This window comes from Sphingobium olei, assembly GCF_042678845.1.
GTDB lineage: Bacteria > Pseudomonadota > Alphaproteobacteria > Sphingomonadales > Sphingomonadaceae > Sphingobium > Sphingobium olei.
Genome location: NZ_JBHTLS010000131.1, coordinates 148,828 through 166,510, shown reverse-complemented (window position 1 = coordinate 166,510; position 17,683 = coordinate 148,828). Strand labels below are relative to the sequence as shown.

The window sequence follows — 17,683 nt, the reverse complement described above, 5'->3', positions numbered from 1 at the left end:
ATAACCCCGGCACTCTCTGCCGCCATATGGCGCGCTTGGGAGGCGAGACGGCAAGGGCCCTGCGACGAATGATTCCTGAAATACGATGGAGGGAAGGGCAAGGGTGCAACCGCTTGATCCATATCGATATTGCTCAGTTGCGGTTCAGCGGCGGACGGGCAATAGCGGCGGCATGGAGCAGAGGATGGACAGGCGGACGCTGCTGGTCGGCGCGGCGGCGGCGGGCGGGTTGGCATGGGCACGTCCGGGCTGGGCGGCGCCGTTCGCGTCGCGCCGCATTGCCTTGACCGTGCGCGGCAACGGGCCGGACGTGCTGCTGATCCCCGGCCTGTCCAGCGGTCCTGCCGTCTGGAACGGCGTGGTCGGCGCGCTCGGCCGATATCGATTTCATCTGGTGCAGGTTCGTGGCTTCGCGGGCTTGCCGGCCGACGGCAATGCAAACGGCCCCGTCGTGCAGCCGGTGGCGGACGAAATCGCCCGCTACATCGCTGCCGCAGGGCTGAAGCGGCCCGCCGTGGTCGGCCATTCGATGGGCGGGACGCTGGCGATGATGCTGGGGCTGAAGGGGGTCGCCCGGCGGGTGATGGTGGTCGACATGCTGCCCGCCGGCGCGGCGATGGTCGGCGGGACGGCGAGCGGTCTTGGCTTTCTGGCGGATCAGCTGAGCGGCTATCTGACCGGGACGGCGGCGGGGCGGCGCTACCTGGCGCAGATGGTCGCGCGCACGCCCGGCGCACAGGGCAGCGATCCCGACGTGATCGCCAACGCGCTGCGCGACCTTGCCAATATCGACCTGGAACCGCAATTGTCGCGCCTGCCCGTTCCCCTGGCGGTCGTCTATGCCGTGGGGAACGATGCGCAGATGAACGCCGCCATCACCGACCGGTTTCGCAGCGCCTACGCGGTTAAGAAAGGGGCTGTGCTGAAGCCCGTCGGCCCCAGCGGGCATATGGTGATGGGCGACCAGCCCGCCCGGTTCAACGCACTGCTGAAGGATTTTCTGGCCGGTTAGGGCGCCAGCACCGTGTCGACGGCTTCGGGCAGCGTGTCGGGATAGTCCAGCGTATAGTGAAGACCCCGGCTTTCCTTGCGGTGAAGGGCGGAGCGAACCACCAGCCGCGCCACTTCCAGCAGGTTGCGCAGTTCGATGAGGTCGGGGGTCACGCGGAAATTCCCGTAATAATCGTCCACTTCTCTGGACAGAAGATCGATGCGGTGCTGGGCGCGCTCCAGCCGCTTGGTGGTGCGGACGATGCCGACATAGTCCCACATGAAGCGGCGGATTTCCTTCCAGTTGTGCTGGACGATCACTTCTTCGTCGCTGTTGGTGACGCGGCTTTCGTCCCATGGCCGGATCGGCGGGGGCGGGGGCAGCGCGTCCCAGTTCGCGCGTATGTGCCGGCCCGCCGCCTCGCCGAAGACGAAACATTCGAGCAGCGAGTTGGAGGCGAGGCGGTTCGCGCCATGGAGGCCGCTTTCGGATACTTCGCCGGCGGCGTAGAGGCCGGGCAGGTCGGTGCGGCCGTCAAGGTCGATGACCACGCCGCCGCAGGTATAATGCTGCGCGGGCACGACCGGGATCGGTTCTTTGGTGATATCGATGTCTAGGTCCAGCAGCCGGGCATAGATGGTCGGGAAGTGATGCTTCACGAACTCGGGATCTTTGTGGCTGATGTCGAGATGGACATAGTCGAGACCGAGGCGCTTGATCTCATGATCGATCGCACGCGCCACCACGTCGCGCGGGGCGAGTTCCTCGCGCGGATCGAAGCGGGGCATGAAGCGCTCGCCGGTGCCGGGAATCTTGAGATGTCCGCCTTCGCCGCGCACCGCCTCCGTAATCAGGAAATTCTTGACCTCCAGATTGTAGAGGCAGGTCGGGTGGAACTGGTTCATTTCCATGTTCGACACACGGCAGCCGGCGCGCCAGGCCATGGCGATGCCGTCGCCGGTCGCGCCGCGGGGGGCGGTGGAGAAGAGATAGGTGCGCCCCGCGCCCCCGGTGCAGAGGATCGTCGCCTTGCCCAGCAGCGTATCGATGCGATTCGTCGCCTTGTTGAAGGCATAGACGCCCCAGACATGGCCGTCGCCCGAATAGCGCTCGCCATGGCGGGAGGTGATGAGGTCGATGGCGACCATGTCCTCCATCAGGGTGATGTTGGGATTGGCGCGCGCGGCCTTCAGCAGCGCGACCTGCACCGCATGGCCGGTCGCGTCGTCGACATGGATGATGCGGCGGTGGCTGTGGCCGCCCTCGCGCGTCAGGTGCCAGCGCTCGCCAAATTCCTCGCCGCCGTTGAAGGGGACGCCGAGGGCGGCGAGCCGCTCGATCGCGGCGGGGGCTTCGGAGACGACGAACTCGACGGTGGCGCGGTCGTTGAGGCCCGCGCCTGCCACCATCGTGTCGTGGACATGCGCCTCGAAACTGTCGCCAGCGTCGAGCACCGCGGCGATGCCGCCCTGCGCCCAGTTGGTGGAGCCACCGTCCAGCGCGCCCTTGGCCAGCACCAGCACCTTGCGGTCCTGCGCCAGATTGATCGCGGCGGTAAGCCCGGCAGCGCCGGAGCCGATGATGACGACATCGTGGAGGGTGGTGGTCATTCTTGTTCTGGTTTCTTGATCCGTTCGGGCTGAGCCTGCCGAAGCCCCACCCTGTCTTGAAGAAAAGGAGGCCCTTCGACAAGCTCAGGGCGAACGGAAGAAAAGATCAACCCTGCGCATCCGCCGTCAGGTTGAGGAAGACGTCCTCCAGGTCGGGATCGCGGGTGGAGACGTCGACGATGGAGAGGCCGTTGGCCTGCACCGCGCTCAGCACCTGGCCGGCGTTCGCGCGGTCCTTGCTGTAGGTGATGGTGAGTGTGCGGTCGTTCGACAGTTCGACCTTTTCGAAGCAGGGCGCGTCAGGGGCGGCGAGAAGATCGCGGTCGACCGTCACGACCACAACCTTTTCCTGCGCCATGGCGATGAGTTCGCGGGTCGGCTTGTCGGTGATGACGCGGCCGTGGTTGATGATGCCGATACGGTCGCACAGTTCCTCGGCCTCTTCCAGATAATGGGTGGTCAGCACGATGGTGACGCCGCGCTGATTGAGTTCGCGCACATAGGCCCAGAGTTGCTGGCGCAGCTGGACGTCGACGCCGGCGGTGGGTTCGTCCAGCACCAGGATGGGCGGCGAATGGACCATCGCCTTTGCCACCAGCAGCCGCCGCTTCATGCCGCCCGAGAGGGTGCGTGCATAGGCGTTGGCCTTGTCGTCCAGATGGACGGCGCGCAGCAGTTCCATCGAGCGGCGGCGATCCTTGGGCACACCATAATAGCCGGCCTGGTTCTCCAGCGTCTCGAACGGGGTGAAGAAGGGGTCGAACACGATTTCCTGCGGCACGATGCCGATCGAGTTCTTGGCATTGCGCGGGTGCGCGTCGATGTCGAAGCCCCAGATGCTGACGTCGCCAGCGGTCTTGTTCACCATGCCGGCGAGGATGTTGATCGTGGTCGACTTGCCCGCGCCGTTGGGGCCGAGCAGGCCGTATATCTGGCCGCGCGGGATGGAGAGATTGATGCCGTCGAGCGCGCGCTTGCCGCCCTTGTAGACTTTGGTGAGGTTGCGGATCTCGATGGCGGCCTGAGGCGAGGCGAACGGGGCGTCGGTCATGGCCCCTCTATGGGGATGGGGAAGGGCGAAAGAAAGAGGCTGATTGCCGCTGCGAAGCGGGGTCCGAAACGCGACAGGTGAAGTTCACACCATTCTGCCCATTTTCACGCAGGGATTCGCGCAAATCGGGGCGGTGAAGCGACAGGCGCGCGCCGGGATCGCGACGGCGACGCGACATCCGGGTCATGCCGAAGTCACTATGGGGCGACAGGTTCGCGACGGGATGCCAGGGGGCATGTCAGGGCGCGGCGCGGGGCTGACGCGGCGGCGCCGGCTGGGGCGCGAAGGGATCGGCCATGCGTTCGGCATGGAGCGCGAGCGCCCGGGTCCAGGTGAGGTCGAACGGGGTGCCGGCGAGGCGCGCGCGCAGGCGGTGGGCGCTGGAGCGCGACATGCCCGCCGCCTTCGCCGCGCGTGCGACATTGCCGCTCTCAAGGAGGGCGATGAGGAAGAGCCGCTGGCGCGCGGGCGTCCAGTGGCGGCGGTCGGGCGGGATCGGGCCGGCAATCGTGGCGGCGGGATCGGCGGGGGAGGCGGGCTGCTGCGTCATCCGACAGGATAGATCAAAGAAAATCCTACATTGGAAGGGCTTTTCGCCCCTCTGTCTCGCCTGTGCCGGAGCAGACGCGCCGCGTTCGAGGAAAAAGGGCGCCCGGTTGCCCGGACGCCCTTCCTTCGTGACGGCGCTATGGGGAATGCTTACGCCTTGTAGACCTTGTCGACGGCTGCGCGGAACTTGGCCATGTCGTCGGACGAGCCGACGGTGACGCGCGAGACGGTGGGCCAGATCGCCCAGCTGCGGCCGATCTGAACCTTTTCCGGCGCGGCGAGCAGGGCGGCCTGCATCTCCTTGGCCGGCTTCTTCCAGTTGACCATGAACATGTTGGCCTGGCTGCCCGGCTGCACCTCGATGCCCTTCTTGGTCAGATAGGCGATCGTTTCCTCGCGGTTGCCGATCATTTCGTTGCGGCGCGCCTTGATGAGGGCGGCTTCCTTATAGACCGCATTGCCGCAATGCATGGCGGTGATGGCGAGGCCGCCGGCGGCCGGGCCGAACAGCATGATGCGCTTCTGCACTTCGGGATCCGCAAAGGTGAGGCCGAGGCGCACGCCCGCCATGCCGAACAGCTTCGAGAAGGTCCGCATGACGATGATGTCCTTGCGGTTGCCGATCAGGCTGGCGGCGCTGGGCGCTTCGGAGAAGTGGATATAGGCTTCGTCCACCAGCAGCATGGCGTCGGCCGGCTTGTTGTCGAGCAGCCACTTGATGTCGGCGAGCGGCGTGATCGTGCCGGTCGGGTTGTTCGGCGTGCAGATATAGTAGAGGCCGGCGTTCGGGTTGGCGGCCAGCATCGCCTTCACGTCATGACCCTCGCCGATGGCCTGGGGCGCCTTGGCGATCGGAGCCTTCAGATAGTCGGCGGTGCGCCAGGCGGATTCGAAGGTCGGATCGGCAGTGACCAGGCCCTTGGTCGGCGAGCAATAGGCCGCGACGATGCTGACCAGCGGGCCGCCCGAGCCGGGCCAGGGCATGATGTGGGTTTCGGGCAGGCTTTCCACCGCCGCGACGGTCTTGATGAGGTCGCCGCGATAATTGTCGGGATCATACCAGTTGCCGAAGGAAGCGGCTTCGGCGGCGGCCTGCACACCCGAGGGGAAGGGGCCGGTCCAGCATTCGTTGGCGCCGATGCGCACTGCGCCCTTGATGCCGCGACCGGCCTGCTGCTGCGCGAGGGCGGCGGCGGGGAGCAGCGAACTGGCGGCGACGCCCGCGCCGACGAGGGCGGTGATTTCGGCAAGCTGGCGGCGCGAATAGCCGCGGTCCATCAGGTCTTCCTTGGCTTCCTTGTTCAGCATCATGGTCATGGTGTGATGTCCCCTGTCTGCGATGAGAGCGTCTGCGATGCGACTGTCTTGCTTGTTCAGGAGGGGAAACGAAGCGGCGGCGCATTTCCGCAATGCGCCGCCGCCAGTTTATTGAATTTTATTAAGGCGATTTGGCCTTGTCCCAATGGTCGTCATCCCGGACTTGATCCGGGATCCCGCTTTTCCTTTAGGTCAGACAGACAGCGGGGCCCCGGATCAGGTCCGGGGCGACGAGGTATGGCTATTTACGCCTTCCACACCTTGTCGACGGCGGCGTTGAAGGCTTCCATCTCGCTCATCGAGCCGACCGACACGCGCGAGACATTGGGCCAGATCGGCCAGCTCCGCCCGATCTGCACATTCTGCGCCAGCAGCGCGTCCATCATGCCCTTGGCGGGCCTGCCCCAGTCCACCATGAACATATTGGCCTGGCTGCCGGGAATGACCTTGGTCCCCTTCGCCTTGAGGTGGGCGACCGACTTTTCGCGCGCGGCGACCATTTCGGCGCGGCGCTGCTTGATGAGCGCGGCTTCAGTGACCGAAGCCGTGCCGCAGGCGACGGCGGTCATCGGCAGCATCCCGCTCACCTGCCCCCCGTCATAGCGCATCATCTTCTCCATCAGCGCAGGCGAAGCGAAGGTGAGGCCGAGACGCATGCCCGCCATGCCGAACAGCTTGGAGAAGGTGCGCAGGATCAGCACGTCATCGCGCGTCGCGGCCAGCTTCGCGGCGTTGGGGCCGTCGACCCAGTGGATATAGGCTTCGTCCACCACCAAGATCGCGTCCTTGGGCTTGTTGTTCGCCAGCCATTCGATGTCGGCGATGGGCGTGACCGTGCCGGTGGGGTTGTTGGGCGAGCAGATATAATAGACGCCGGCATTGGGATCGGCCGCCAGCATCGCCTTCACGTCATGGGCGTAATCCTTGGTCAGCGGCACCTTCTTCACTGGCGCGTCGAGCCAGGCGGCGGTCCGCCAGATCGCTTCATAAGTGGGGTCGGCGGTCACTACGCCGCGCGTGGGCGAGGCGTAGGCGACGGCGACGCGGCTCAGCGGATCGGACGAGCCGGGCCAGGCGACGATGCGCTCGGCCGGGATGCCCTCCACCGAGGCGACGGCGGCGAACAGCTTGGCATGTTCGTCGTCGGGTTCGTAGCGGTTGCCTTCCTGCGCCAGCCTGGTGGCGGCGGCCACGCCCGAGGGGAAGGGGCCGGTCCAGCATTCGTTGGCGCCGATGCGCACCGCGCCCGCCACGGCTTTCGCGGCCTGCTGCGCGCTCGCTTCGGGCATGCGGATGGTCGCGGCGGCGGCGCCGAGCAGCGCCGCGGCCTTTGCCATCTGGCGGCGGGAATAGCCGCGCGCGGCCAGATCCTGTTCGAAACTTGCCGGTTCAAATGTGGATGCTGCGTCGGTCGCCATGGTCGCTGTCCCTCTCTGGTCAGGGGATGCGGAACCCCCCATCACCCCGCTGAACGATTGTATCGAATGTTTCCGCCATGCAAACAGGCAAAGTCCATCAATAATGCGCCGCGACCGAATGAAATCGCCTTGGTAAGCCCGGCATCAATCTGTTAGCGCAATGACATGCCCAGCACGCCCGCCGCCGCCGCTCGCCAGATACTGGTCCGCCTTCAGGAAGTGATGGCCGCGCGCACCAGCGCGCAGGCCAAGCTCAACAAGGTGGTGGAGATCATCGGCGAGTCGCTGTCGAGCGAGGTCTGCTCCATCTATCTGGTGCGCGAGGGCGTGCTGGAGCTGTTCGCGACGCGGGGATTGAAGCAGGAGGCGGTGCATGTCACCCGCATGGCGATGGGCGAGGGGCTGGTCGGCCTGATCGCCACCAACGTAGAGACGCTGAACCTGGACGAGGCGGCGGCGCACCCGGACTTTTCCTATCGCCCCGAAACGGGCGAGGACATGTTCCACAGCTTCGCGGGCGTGCCGATCGTCCGCCGCGAGCGCGCCATCGGCGTGCTGTGCGTGCAGCATATGGAGCCGCGCCGGTACGAAGAGGTCGAGATCGAGGCGTTGCAGACCGTCGCCATGGTGCTGTCGGAACTGATCGCCAATGCCGAGCTGGCCGATGACGGCCCGGCGGACTCGCGGGTCGCCGAGACCGGCACGACGATGCTGCACGGGCTGCAGCTGGTGATGGGGATGGCGCGGGGCCATGCGGTGTTCCACCAGCCGCGCATCCATGTCGAACATACGGTGGCGGAGGATACCGAGGCGGAGCGCGCGCGCGTCATTTCCGCCTTCGCCAAGATGCGCGAGCAGATCGACCGCATGACCGGCGCGGCCGAATTCGGCACCGAGGGCGAGCATCAGGAGGTGCTCGAAACATACAAGATGTTCGCCTATGACGAGGGGTGGACGCGCCGCATCAACGAGGCGATCGACAGCGGCCTGACCGCCGAGGCGGCGATCGAGCGGGTGCAGCAGCGCACGCGGATGCGGATGCGGCAGATCGACGATCCGCTGCTGTCCGACCGGATGCACGATCTGGAGGATCTGGCGAACCGGCTGCTGCGGATCGTGTCGGGGCAGCTGGGCACGGCGGCGCAGATGGGCCTGCGGCAAGACGCGATCCTGATCGCGCGCAACCTTGGCCCAGCCGAACTGCTGGAATATGACCGGCGGCGGCTGAAGGGCGTGATCCTGGAGGAAGGATCGCTGACGGCGCATGTCACCATCGTTGCGCGCGCCATGGGCGTGCCGGTGCTGGGCCGGGTGCGCGACGTGCGCCATCAGGTGAGCGAGGGCGACCTGATCCTGATGGACGTCAACGAGAATACGCTGCTGCTCCGCCCGAGCGCCGACATGGACGAGGCGTTCGAGAACAAGCTGCACGTCACCCAGAAGCGCCGTGCCGAATTCGCCGCGATGCGCGACCTGCCATCGGTGACGGCGGACGGGCAGCGGGTCGAGCTGATGGTCAATGCCGGCCTGCGGGAGGATGCGCAGGCGCTGGACCTGGTGGGGGCGGACGGCATCGGCCTGTTCCGCACCGAATTCCAGTTCCTGGTGTCGGCCACGCTGCCGCAGCGGGAAAAGCAGCAGCGGCTGTACAAGGATGTGCTGGATGCGGCGGGCGACCGGCCCGTCATCTTTCGGACGGTGGACATCGGCGGCGACAAGGCGCTGCCCTACATGCAGCGCGACGATGACGAGCATGAGGACAATCCGGCGATGGGCTGGCGCGCGCTGCGGCTGGCGCTGGACCGCGATGGCCTCATGAAGGCGCAGGCGCGCGCGCTGCTGGAGGCGGGCGCGGGCAAGGTCTTGAACATCATGTTCCCCATGGTGTCGGAACCCTGGGAATATGAGGAAGCCCGCGCGTTGGTGGAGGGGCAGCGCGAATGGCTGATCGGCCAGCGCAAGAAGATGCCGATCGCGGTCAGATATGGCGCGATGCTGGAGGTGCCGGCGCTGGCGGAGGTGCTGGACCTGCTGCTGCCGCGCCTCGATTTCCTCTCGATCGGCACCAACGACCTGACGCAATTCCTGTTCGCCGCCGACCGCGCCCATCCCAAGCTGGCGGAGCGATACGACTGGCTGAGCATCGCCATCCTGCGCTTCCTGGACCGGGTGGTGCGGGCATGCGCGGCGCATCAGGTGCCCGTGGGCGTGTGCGGCGAGATGGGCGGGCGCACGCTGGAGGCGATGGCACTGATCGCGCTCGGCATCCGCCGCCTGTCGATCACCCCGGCGTCGGTCGGGCCGGTCAAGGCGATGATCCGCATGATCGACGCGGCGGAACTGCAGGCGTTGATGCGCCAGTGGCTGGACGAAGGCGCGGCCGACATGCGCGCCCGGCTGTCCCATTGGGCGAAAGAGCGGAATATCGAAGCTGGGTGAACTGCCCGTCCCGGCGTTGACAAGGTCAGTGCCACAATGAGACAAGACCGGCAAGAACAGGGCCGGCAAGAATAAGGTCGCGGAGCAGCATGGCGGACGAAACGGAACCAGACACCGGCGCGGTCGGCGCGGCGGAGGCGCAGACCAATACCCCCGGCGCGAAGCTGCACGCGGGACGGGAAGCGCTGGGCCTGTCGATCCAGGATGTCGCGACCCGGACCCGCATCGCCCAGCGCCAGCTGGAGGCGATCGAGCGCGACGATTATGGCGCGTTGCCCGGCATTCCCTACGCGGTCGGCTTCGCGCGCGCCTATGCCCGCGCCATCGGCATGGACGAGGTGGAGATCGCCGCCGACGTGCGCCGCGCCGTGCATGAAAGCGATCTGGGCGCCAACCGCTATGAAGCGTTCGAGCCGGTCGACCCCGCCCGCGTCCCGCCGCGACGGCTGGCCTGGGTCGTGGCGGTGATCGTGGTGCTGCTGATCGCGGGCTATACGCTGTGGCGCACGCAGGTGCTGACGCCGCCGATGGGCGAGCAGATCGCGCAGCAGCAGACGACCCAGCCCGCCGCCCCGCGGCCCGCCGGAACCCGCCCGTCCGTGCCGCCGGCTGCCCAGCCGGTCGTCTTCACCGCAGTCGATGACGTATGGCTGCGCATCTATGACGAGGCGGGCGAGCGGTTGAAGGACGGCCTGATGAAGAAGGGCGAGAGCTTCACCCTGCCCGCCGCGGCCAAGGGGCCGATGATCCTGACTGGCCGTCCGCAGGCGCTGTCGGTGACGGTCGGCGGCAAGCCGATCCCGCCGCTGGGCGCGGCAGACCGGACCATCGCGGACGTGCCGGTGAGCGCCGAGGCGCTGCTGGCACGGGGCGCTGCGACCGCTCCGGCCGGGGCGACGCCTGCCCCAGCGCCGGCGGCCGTTCCCGCGCGCCCCTGAGCCGGGCGCCCCTGACCCGAGCGCACGTCGCGCTTTACCGAGCGGAATAAGCGATTATGGTTGGGCGTGAGAGAGTTAAGTCGGGGATCATGATGCGTAACGCCCTTTTTGCGACTTCGGCCGTCCTGTTGGCGATCGCCCCCGCAGCGACCGCGCAGACGACGGTGGAGGGCCGCGTCGACCGGCTGGAAAAGGAAATGCGCGCGGTGCAGCGCAAGGTGTTTCCCGGTGGCCAGCCGCTGGAGGCGGAGATCAGCCGGCCGGCGACGCCGACCGTCGCGCCCGGCAGCCCGGCCAGCACGCCGATCGCGGATTTGACGGCGCGGGTCGGCGCGCTGGAATCGCAGCTTGCCTCGGTCACAGGGCAGGTCGAGGAAACCAGCTTCAAGCTGCGCCAGCTGGAAGAGGCGTTCAACCGCTACAAGGCGGAGACGGACGCCAAGCTGGCCCCGCCGGCGGTCGATCCGGCGGCTGCGCCGGCCGCTACCGCGCCCTTCACGCCGCCGGCCGGTAGCGCCCCGGCTCCGGCCGCGACGCGTCCTGCAGCGACGAAGCCGGCACCCGCGCCCGCCAAACCGGCCCCGACGCCGGTCGCCAGCGAAGAACGCAAGACGGCGGTCGCGGCGATCGAGCGGCCCAGTACGGGCAACGCGGCCGACGACGCCTACAGCTATGGCTTCCGCCTGTGGGACGCGAAATTCTATCCCGAGGCTCAGGCGCAGCTGAAGGCAACGGTCGAGAAATATGGCGACAGCCCGATCGCCAGCAAGGCGCAGAATTTGCTCGGCCGCGCCTATCTGGACGATGGCAAGCCCGCGCTCGCGTCGGTCGCCTTCTATGAAAATTACCAGAAGCGTCCGCGTGGCGATCGCGCGCCCGACAGTCTCGCTTATTTGGGCGAGGCGCTGATCCAGCTCAAGAAGCCAAGCGACGCGTGCAAGGTCTATCAGGAACTGGAACAGGTCTATGGCGAGACGCTGTCCGCCAGCCTGAAGGGCATGATGACCAAGGGACGCGCCACCGCGAAGTGCAGCTAGGGAGCGACCGGGCGGCGCTGGAGGCGCTGCTGGCGCAGGCCGTCGCCGCGCTGACCGGCGCTGACGACGCCGCGCGCTTCGGCATCGCGGTGTCGGGCGGGCCGGACAGCATGGCGCTCCTCTCTTTGGCGGCGCGGCTCTATGCAGGTCGAGTCGAGGCGGTGACGGTCGATCACCAGCTGCGGCCCGAGGCGGCGGAGGAAGCGGCCATGGTGGCGCGCTGGTGCGCCGGCGCGGGGGTCCCGCACGCGATTTTGACGCCTGACGCGCCCGTCACGGGCAATGTCCAGAACTGGGCGCGGATCATGCGATACCGGCTGATCGAGCAATGGGGGAGCGCGCGCGGCATCGATTGGATCATGACGGCGCATCATGCCGACGATCAGCTGGAAACCATGATCATGCGCCTGAACCGGGGATCGGGCGTAGCGGGACTTGCGGGCGTGCGGGCGCGGACGGGGCGGGTGATCCGCCCGCTGCTGGGCGTGCGCAAGGCGGCGCTGGTCACGCTGGCGCAGGCGCAGGGGCTGCCTTTCGTCGATGATCCTTCGAATGTCGACCGGCGGTTCGACCGGGCGGCGCTGCGGGCGGTGCTGGCAGGGGTGGACTGGATCGATGCGGAGGCGGCGGGGCGCAGCGCGGCGGCGCTGGCCGAAGCGGAGGCGGCGCTGGCCTGGAGCGTCGAAGCGCTGGCAGCGGCGCATGTGCGGCAGGAAGGCGCGGGCTGGCGGCTGGAGCGTACCGATCTGCCGCGCGAATATCTGCGCCGCCTGCTGCTGCACATGCTGGCGCTCGCCGATCCCGAGGCACCTGCGCCGCGTGGCGAGGCCATCGATCGTGCGATCGCGCAGGCCTTGGCGGGCGGCAAAAGCAGCCTGGGCGGGTGGCTGCTGACCGGTGGCGAAAGCTGGACACTGATGCCTGCACCAGCCCGGCGGTAACGAGCTATGCCTGCCGTAAGCGGTCGTTACGATATGGTTCCACGGATAATCGCGCGAGCCGAACGGTCTGCCGTTTTTGTGCGGTGCAGTGACCTTTCCTTAACGGCCCTTTGCCCTATCCTGCGCCCGCACAAGCGGGGAATTTGTAGATGATGGAATTTGCAGCGCTGACCTATGGCCTGTTGGCAAGCGTTATCCTTTCGGCGGCGCAACGGAACCGGAAAATGGCGCGGCCGCACCCGCCGCTGCTGCTCTATGTCGGTTATCTGCTGTGCGGCCTGTCCGCCGGCGTGGCGATTGCGCTGGCCTGGGTCGCCGCGCGGCTGTTTCTGGGGGCTTGACGCCGGTCATCGGACGTAAAGATGTCGGGCCATAAAGCGGGCGGGGGAGGACGCCCGTCCGCTTGCGCTTTTGCGGGCGCGCCCTATCTTGGCCGGTGAAAGAGAGTGATGATGAACGACGAGAAAGACCCGCAGGGCAACCCCTGGATCAAGAGCGCCATGATATGGGCGGGCGTGATCGTCGCCCTGCTGCTGTTCGTGTCGATGTTCGGCAACACCACCGCCACCGGCGGCGGGACGGGCATCGCCTATTCCGAATTCCGCTCCAAGGTGCAGGACGGCCAGGTCAAGGACGTCGCCATCGCGCCCGACAAGATCAGCGGCACATTGTCGAGCGGGCAGAAATTCTCGACCGTTCCGGTGAACGATCCGGGCCTCACCGGCTTGCTGGACGATTATAACGTCAAATATTCGGGCCAGGCGCAGGAGCAGCCGAGCTTCTGGCAATATCTGCTGTTCCAGTCGCTGCCGTTCCTGCTGATCCTCGGCATCGCCTTCTTCGTGCTGCGCCAGATGCAGAAGGGCGGCGGCGCTGGCGGGGCGATGGGTTTCGGCAAGTCGAAGGCCAAGCTGCTGACCGAAAAGCACGGCAAGGTGACGTTCGATGACGTTGCCGGCATCGACGAAGCGCGCGAGGAATTGCAGGAAATCGTCGAGTTCCTGAAGGATCCGAGCAAGTTCGCGCGGCTGGGCGGCAAGATCCCCAAGGGTGCGCTGCTGGTCGGTTCGCCCGGCACCGGCAAGACGCTGCTGGCGCGGGCGATCGCTGGCGAGGCGGGCGTCCCCTTCTTCACCATCTCCGGTTCCGACTTCGTCGAGATGTTCGTGGGCGTCGGCGCGAGCCGCGTGCGCGACATGTTCGAGCAGGCGAAGAAGAACGCGCCCTGCATCGTTTTCATCGACGAAATCGACGCGGTCGGCCGCCATCGCGGCGCGGGCCTGGGCAATGGCAATGACGAGCGCGAGCAGACGCTGAACCAACTGCTGGTCGAGATGGACGGCTTCGAGGCGAACGAGGGCATCATCATCGTCGCTGCGACCAACCGTCCCGACGTGCTGGACCCCGCGCTGCTGCGCCCCGGCCGCTTCGACCGTCAGGTCGTGGTGCCGCGCCCCGACATCGAGGGCCGCGAGAAGATCCTGGCCGTCCATATGAAGAAGGTGCCGCTGGCGCCCGATGTCAATCCGCGCACCATTGCGCGCGGCACGCCGGGCTTTTCGGGCGCGGACCTCGCCAACCTCGTCAACGAAGCTGCTTTGATGGCCGCCCGCCGGGGCAAGCGGCTGGTCGCCATGGACGAGTTCGAGGCGGCCAAGGACAAGGTCATGATGGGCAGCGAGCGCCGCTCCATGGTCATGACCGACGACGAAAAGAAGATGACCGCCTATCATGAGGCGGGCCATGCCATCGTCGCGGTCCATGAACCCGCGTCGGACCCGATCCACAAGGCTACGATCATCCCGCGCGGCCGCGCGCTGGGCATGGTGATGCGCCTGCCGGAACGCGACAGCTACAGCTATCACCGCGACAAGATGCACGCCAACATGGCCGTCGCCATGGGCGGTCGCGTGGCCGAGGAGATCATCTTCGGATACGACAAGGTGTCGAGCGGCGCGTCGGGCGACATCCAGTACGCCACCAAGCTGGCGCGCGACATGGTCACGCAATGGGGCATGTCCGACAAGCTGGGGCCGCTGCAATATGAAGAGCAGCAGGGCGAAACCTTTCTTGGCTATTCGCAGAGCCAGCGCGTCCATATGTCGGACGAGACGGCCAAGCTGATCGACAAGGAAATCCGCGGCCTGGTGGAGCAGGGCTATGCCCGGGCGCAGGAATTGCTGAAGGGCCATGAGGACCAGCTGCACCTTCTGGCCAATGCGATGCTGGAATATGAGACGCTGTCGGGCGACGAGATCAAGGCGCTGCTGGAGAAGGGCGAGATCACCCGCGACGACGGCACGACGATCAAACCATCGGTGATCCCGGCGGCGGGCAGCTCCATCCCCCGCACGCGCAAGCGCAAGGGTCCGTTCGGCGATCCCACGCCGCTGGGTGCCTGAGGCGCAGCGAAATGGGATGAAAAAGCGGGCGGGGTCGATGACCTCGCCCTTTTGGTGGTGTGGGAGGTCCGCTACCGACCCAAAAATGGACGCTGAAAACCGCGTGTGAACGGCCCGCTAGCTGCCGCTATGTCGGTCCCCAAGCGACAGGAGGGGATACCGTTCAAGCCAGCGTTTCGAGTTTACTCGATCCATGAAAATCGGGTGCTTTGTCGTCAGGAAGTTCGGCGTTGGCTGCAATCGTAGCGCGAACAAATCACGCAAACCAAAAGGCGCATTGACCTCAACTGCCCCCGAACGCCCAAGCCGAACCGCAACAGCTGTCGCTGTCTCGGGCCAGTGCTGCATGGCGTCGGACACGGACGCATAAGGATCGTCACCGTTGCGATGGTGCATCCTAGCTTGATTCTTCACCGACCACGACAGGCAAGGCATTTTGATGCGCAGGCTCTGCTCAATCGAGCGGTCACGGCTTTCTTCCGGCTGAGCGGTGTTATACCAGATGACATCCACATCACCCCTTGGCACGGTCACGTCATTGCCGTGAAGATGCGCCCACAACGCATCGCGAACGAAGCCTGCGCCGATCCAACAATCAGGCAGGTCGAGTTCCGCTACCGCTTCAAGAGCTTGGCGGCGCAGCGGATCGCTCATCATGAGGGTCTGGAGGATAGCGGTTTGATCCATGCACATCTTTTTACCGACTGCAGCTAGCGACCGCTTTTCTTATTTATATGTTGTAAGCCGCCTGTCCGCTTCCCACCCCAAAGCGCCCTCAAAATTCTTCGGCAATATCCATCAGGCCGAGCAGCTTCTTCGGAGCGATCTGGCGCCAGCTGGCGCGGAGGCGGATGGCGATGTGGTCCCAGTCTGTGTCGCCCAGGTCGAGGCGGATGCCGACCCAGTCGTTGCCGAAATAGGCGGGGCGATAATAGCGGGCGGGGTCGGCCTCTATCAGTGTCGCCTGTTCGTCGGGCGCACTGGTCTTGACCAGCAGGGCGATGATGCCGTCGCCATGATGGTCGCGCGTGAACCAGCCGAACTTCTTGCCCTTAGCGACGCCGAAGCAGGGCATGCCGTGCGACAGCGTCTCTTCCGCCTGCGGCATGGCGAGCGCAATTTCGCGCACCTTGTTGAGCAGCCAGTCGGGCTGCCGCTCGCGCGTCACGAAATCGGCAAGGGTGCGGGAATAAAGCTGATGCTCGGCGATCAGGATGCGGGCGGCGAGGGTGTCGGCGGTGTCGCCCGGCAGGATCGCGACCGGCGTCTGGCCGAGCACTGGCCCATCATCGAGTTCCGCCGTCACGATATGGACGGAGCAGCCGGCATGGCTGTCACCCGCATCGATCGCGCGCTGGTGCGTGTCCAGCCCCTTATATTTGGGGAGCAGGCTGGGGTGAATGTTGAGCATCCGGTTTTCCCATGCGCCGACGAATTCGGGCGAGAGCAGACGCATATAGCCCGCGAGCGCGACATAGTCCGCGCCCGCCGCGCGCAGTTGCGCGTCGATGATGCGGTCGAACTCGGCGCGTTTCAGCCCCTTGTGGCTTTGGCCGAAGGTCGCGATCCCTTCCGCGGCGGCGAGGGCGAGACCCGGTGCGTCGGGATCGTTGGCGGCGACCAGCACAATCTCATAGGGGCAGCTTTCCGCCTTTGCCGCGTAGAGCAGGGCCGCCATGTTCGACCCGCGACCGGAAATCAGGACGCCGACTTTTGCCCGTTGCATGACGAACTTCCCTCCCGCTTGTAGGAGAGGTCGGGGGAGGGCCAGTTAGGCCGGCTCCTTCGACATGCCCTCCCCTAACCCCTCCCGCAAGCGGGAGGGGGATTGGCATTGTTCAACCCAGATGCGTCGCCGACCAGTCGGCCCGCGCGCTCCATGTTTCGGCGCTGCCACGGACGGTGCAGCCCTTGTCGCCTTCCTCCACCGCGCCGATGGTGAAGACGGTTTCGCCCGCATCCTCCAGCGCCTTGGTGACGGCGGCGACATGCGCTTCGTCCACGGCCAGCACCATGCCGACGCCGCAGTTGAAGGTGCGCGCCATTTCCTCCGGCTCGATATGGCCCTGCGCCTGGAGGAAGGCCATCAGGCGCGGCTGTTCCCAGGCGTCGGCGTTCACCACGGCGTGCGCACCGTCGGGCAGAACGCGCGGGATGTTTTCGAGAAGGCCGCCGCCGGTGACGTGGGCGAGCGCGTTGATCATGCCCGCGCGCACCAGCGGCAGCAGGCTCTTCACATAGATGCGGGTCGGCGCCATCAGCGCGTCGATCAGCAGCACTTCGTTATCGAACAAGGCGGGGCGATCGAGCTTCCATCCCTTGTCGGCGGCGAGGCGGCGGACCAGCGAATAGCCGTTGGAATGCACGCCCGAGGAAGCGAGGCCGAGCAGTATGTCGCCCGGCTTCACCCGGTTGCCGGTCAGCGCCTTGGCCCGTTCCACCGCGCCGACGCAGAAGCCCGCAAGGTCATAGTCGCCATCGGCATACATGCCAGGCATTTCGGCGGTTTCGCCGCCGATCAGCGCGCAGCCCGCCTGGCGGCAGCCTTCGGCGATGCCGGCGATCACCCGTTCGGCAACGCCGCTTTCCAGCCGGCCGGTGGCGTAATAATCGAGGAAGAAGAGCGGTTCGGCCCCCTGCACGATCAGGTCGTTGGCGCACATGGCGACCAGGTCGATGCCGACGCCATCGTGCCGGTCATGATCGATGGCGAGCTTGAGCTTTGTGCCCACGCCGTCATTGGCGGCGACCAGCAAAGGATCGTCATAGCCCGCCGCCTTCAGGTCGAAGAAGCCGCCGAAGCCGCCCAGTTCGGCGTCGGCGCCGGGGCGGCGGGTGGCTTTCGCCAGCGGGGCGATGGCGCGGACGAGGGCGTTGCCGGCGGCGATGTCGACGCCAGCCTTGGCGTAGCTGTAGGATTCGGTGTCGCTCATGTCTGCGCGCCCTAGAGCATTTTCGAGGTGGATGGAAACATCGCGCGACCCGAAAAT

The 17,683-nt window shown here is 66.4% G+C and carries 15 protein-coding genes; 7 read left to right on the top strand and 8 right to left on the bottom strand.

Annotation, left to right across the window (positions count from 1 at the left end):
- Window positions 1–184 precede the first annotated feature (184 nt).
- On the top strand, window positions 185–1,012 hold the full coding sequence (locus tag ACFQ24_RS15835; protein ID WP_380912921.1) for an alpha/beta fold hydrolase: 828 nt from the start codon (window positions 185–187) through the stop codon (window positions 1,010–1,012).
- Here the strand turns inward: ACFQ24_RS15835 and nadB are convergent.
- The 5 genes from nadB to ACFQ24_RS15810 form a co-directional block, all read right to left on the bottom strand.
- Window positions 1,009–2,601 (bottom strand): L-aspartate oxidase, encoded by a 1,593-nt coding sequence (gene nadB / locus ACFQ24_RS15830; RefSeq protein ID WP_380912919.1) that lies wholly within the window; start codon window positions 2,599–2,601, stop codon window positions 1,009–1,011. The genes ACFQ24_RS15835 and nadB overlap by 4 nt on opposite strands.
- Before the next feature lie 106 nt (window positions 2,602–2,707).
- Window positions 2,708–3,652: an ABC transporter ATP-binding protein gene (locus ACFQ24_RS15825; protein WP_380912917.1), complete on the bottom strand. Its 945-nt coding sequence runs from the start codon at window positions 3,650–3,652 to the stop codon at window positions 2,708–2,710.
- Between the two features lie 238 nt (window positions 3,653–3,890).
- A complete protein-coding gene (locus ACFQ24_RS15820) occupies window positions 3,891–4,202 on the bottom strand; it encodes a LysR family transcriptional regulator (RefSeq protein WP_380912915.1) in 312 nt (103 codons plus the stop codon).
- Window positions 4,203–4,351: 149 nt separating this feature from the next.
- Window positions 4,352–5,518, bottom strand: a complete 1,167-nt coding sequence (locus tag ACFQ24_RS15815) for a pyridoxal phosphate-dependent aminotransferase (protein ID WP_380912913.1) — start codon at window positions 5,516–5,518, stop codon at window positions 4,352–4,354.
- Between the two features lie 245 nt (window positions 5,519–5,763).
- A complete protein-coding gene (locus tag ACFQ24_RS15810) occupies window positions 5,764–6,936 on the bottom strand; it encodes a pyridoxal phosphate-dependent aminotransferase (protein WP_380912911.1) in 1,173 nt (390 codons plus the stop codon).
- Window positions 6,937–7,101: 165 nt separating this feature from the next.
- Here ACFQ24_RS15810 and ptsP point away from each other — a divergent pair, with 165 nt between their 5' ends.
- The 6 genes from ptsP to ftsH all read left to right on the top strand — a co-directional run bounded on the left by ptsP (window position 7,102) and on the right by ftsH (window position 14,693).
- Window positions 7,102–9,375 (top strand): phosphoenolpyruvate--protein phosphotransferase, encoded by a 2,274-nt coding sequence (gene ptsP / locus ACFQ24_RS15805; protein WP_380912909.1) that lies wholly within the window; start codon window positions 7,102–7,104, stop codon window positions 9,373–9,375.
- An 89-nt stretch (window positions 9,376–9,464) separates the two neighbouring features.
- Window positions 9,465–10,313 carry a helix-turn-helix domain-containing protein gene (locus ACFQ24_RS15800; protein ID WP_380912907.1) on the top strand — a complete coding sequence of 283 codons (849 nt, stop codon included), beginning with the start codon at window positions 9,465–9,467 and terminating at the stop codon, window positions 10,311–10,313.
- Between the two features lie 92 nt (window positions 10,314–10,405).
- Window positions 10,406–11,350, top strand: a complete 945-nt coding sequence (locus ACFQ24_RS15795; RefSeq protein ID WP_380912905.1) for a tetratricopeptide repeat protein — start codon at window positions 10,406–10,408, stop codon at window positions 11,348–11,350.
- Window positions 11,341–12,291 (top strand): tRNA lysidine(34) synthetase TilS, encoded by a 951-nt coding sequence (tilS, locus tag ACFQ24_RS15790; protein ID WP_380912903.1) that lies wholly within the window; start codon window positions 11,341–11,343, stop codon window positions 12,289–12,291. Before ACFQ24_RS15795 ends, tilS begins: the two co-directional genes overlap by 10 nt.
- Before the next feature lie 149 nt (window positions 12,292–12,440).
- Window positions 12,441–12,632, top strand: coding sequence for a hypothetical protein (locus tag ACFQ24_RS15785; RefSeq protein ID WP_380912901.1), 192 nt, complete (start codon window positions 12,441–12,443; stop codon window positions 12,630–12,632).
- Between the two features lie 111 nt (window positions 12,633–12,743).
- Window positions 12,744–14,693 (top strand): ATP-dependent zinc metalloprotease FtsH, encoded by a 1,950-nt coding sequence (ftsH, locus tag ACFQ24_RS15780; protein WP_380912899.1) that lies wholly within the window; start codon window positions 12,744–12,746, stop codon window positions 14,691–14,693.
- 117 nt (window positions 14,694–14,810) lie between these two features.
- On the opposite strand, the gene ACFQ24_RS15775 is transcribed toward ftsH, so the two are convergent.
- The 3 genes from ACFQ24_RS15775 to purM form a co-directional block, all read right to left on the bottom strand.
- A complete protein-coding gene (locus ACFQ24_RS15775; protein ID WP_380912897.1) occupies window positions 14,811–15,380 on the bottom strand; it encodes a nucleotidyltransferase family protein in 570 nt (189 codons plus the stop codon).
- An 88-nt stretch (window positions 15,381–15,468) separates the two neighbouring features.
- On the bottom strand, window positions 15,469–16,419 hold the full coding sequence (gene purN / locus ACFQ24_RS15770; RefSeq protein WP_380912895.1) for a phosphoribosylglycinamide formyltransferase: 951 nt from the start codon (window positions 16,417–16,419) through the stop codon (window positions 15,469–15,471).
- 112 nt (window positions 16,420–16,531) lie between these two features.
- A complete protein-coding gene (gene purM, locus ACFQ24_RS15765; protein WP_380912893.1) occupies window positions 16,532–17,626 on the bottom strand; it encodes a phosphoribosylformylglycinamidine cyclo-ligase in 1,095 nt (364 codons plus the stop codon).
- Window positions 17,627–17,683 lie beyond the last annotated feature (57 nt).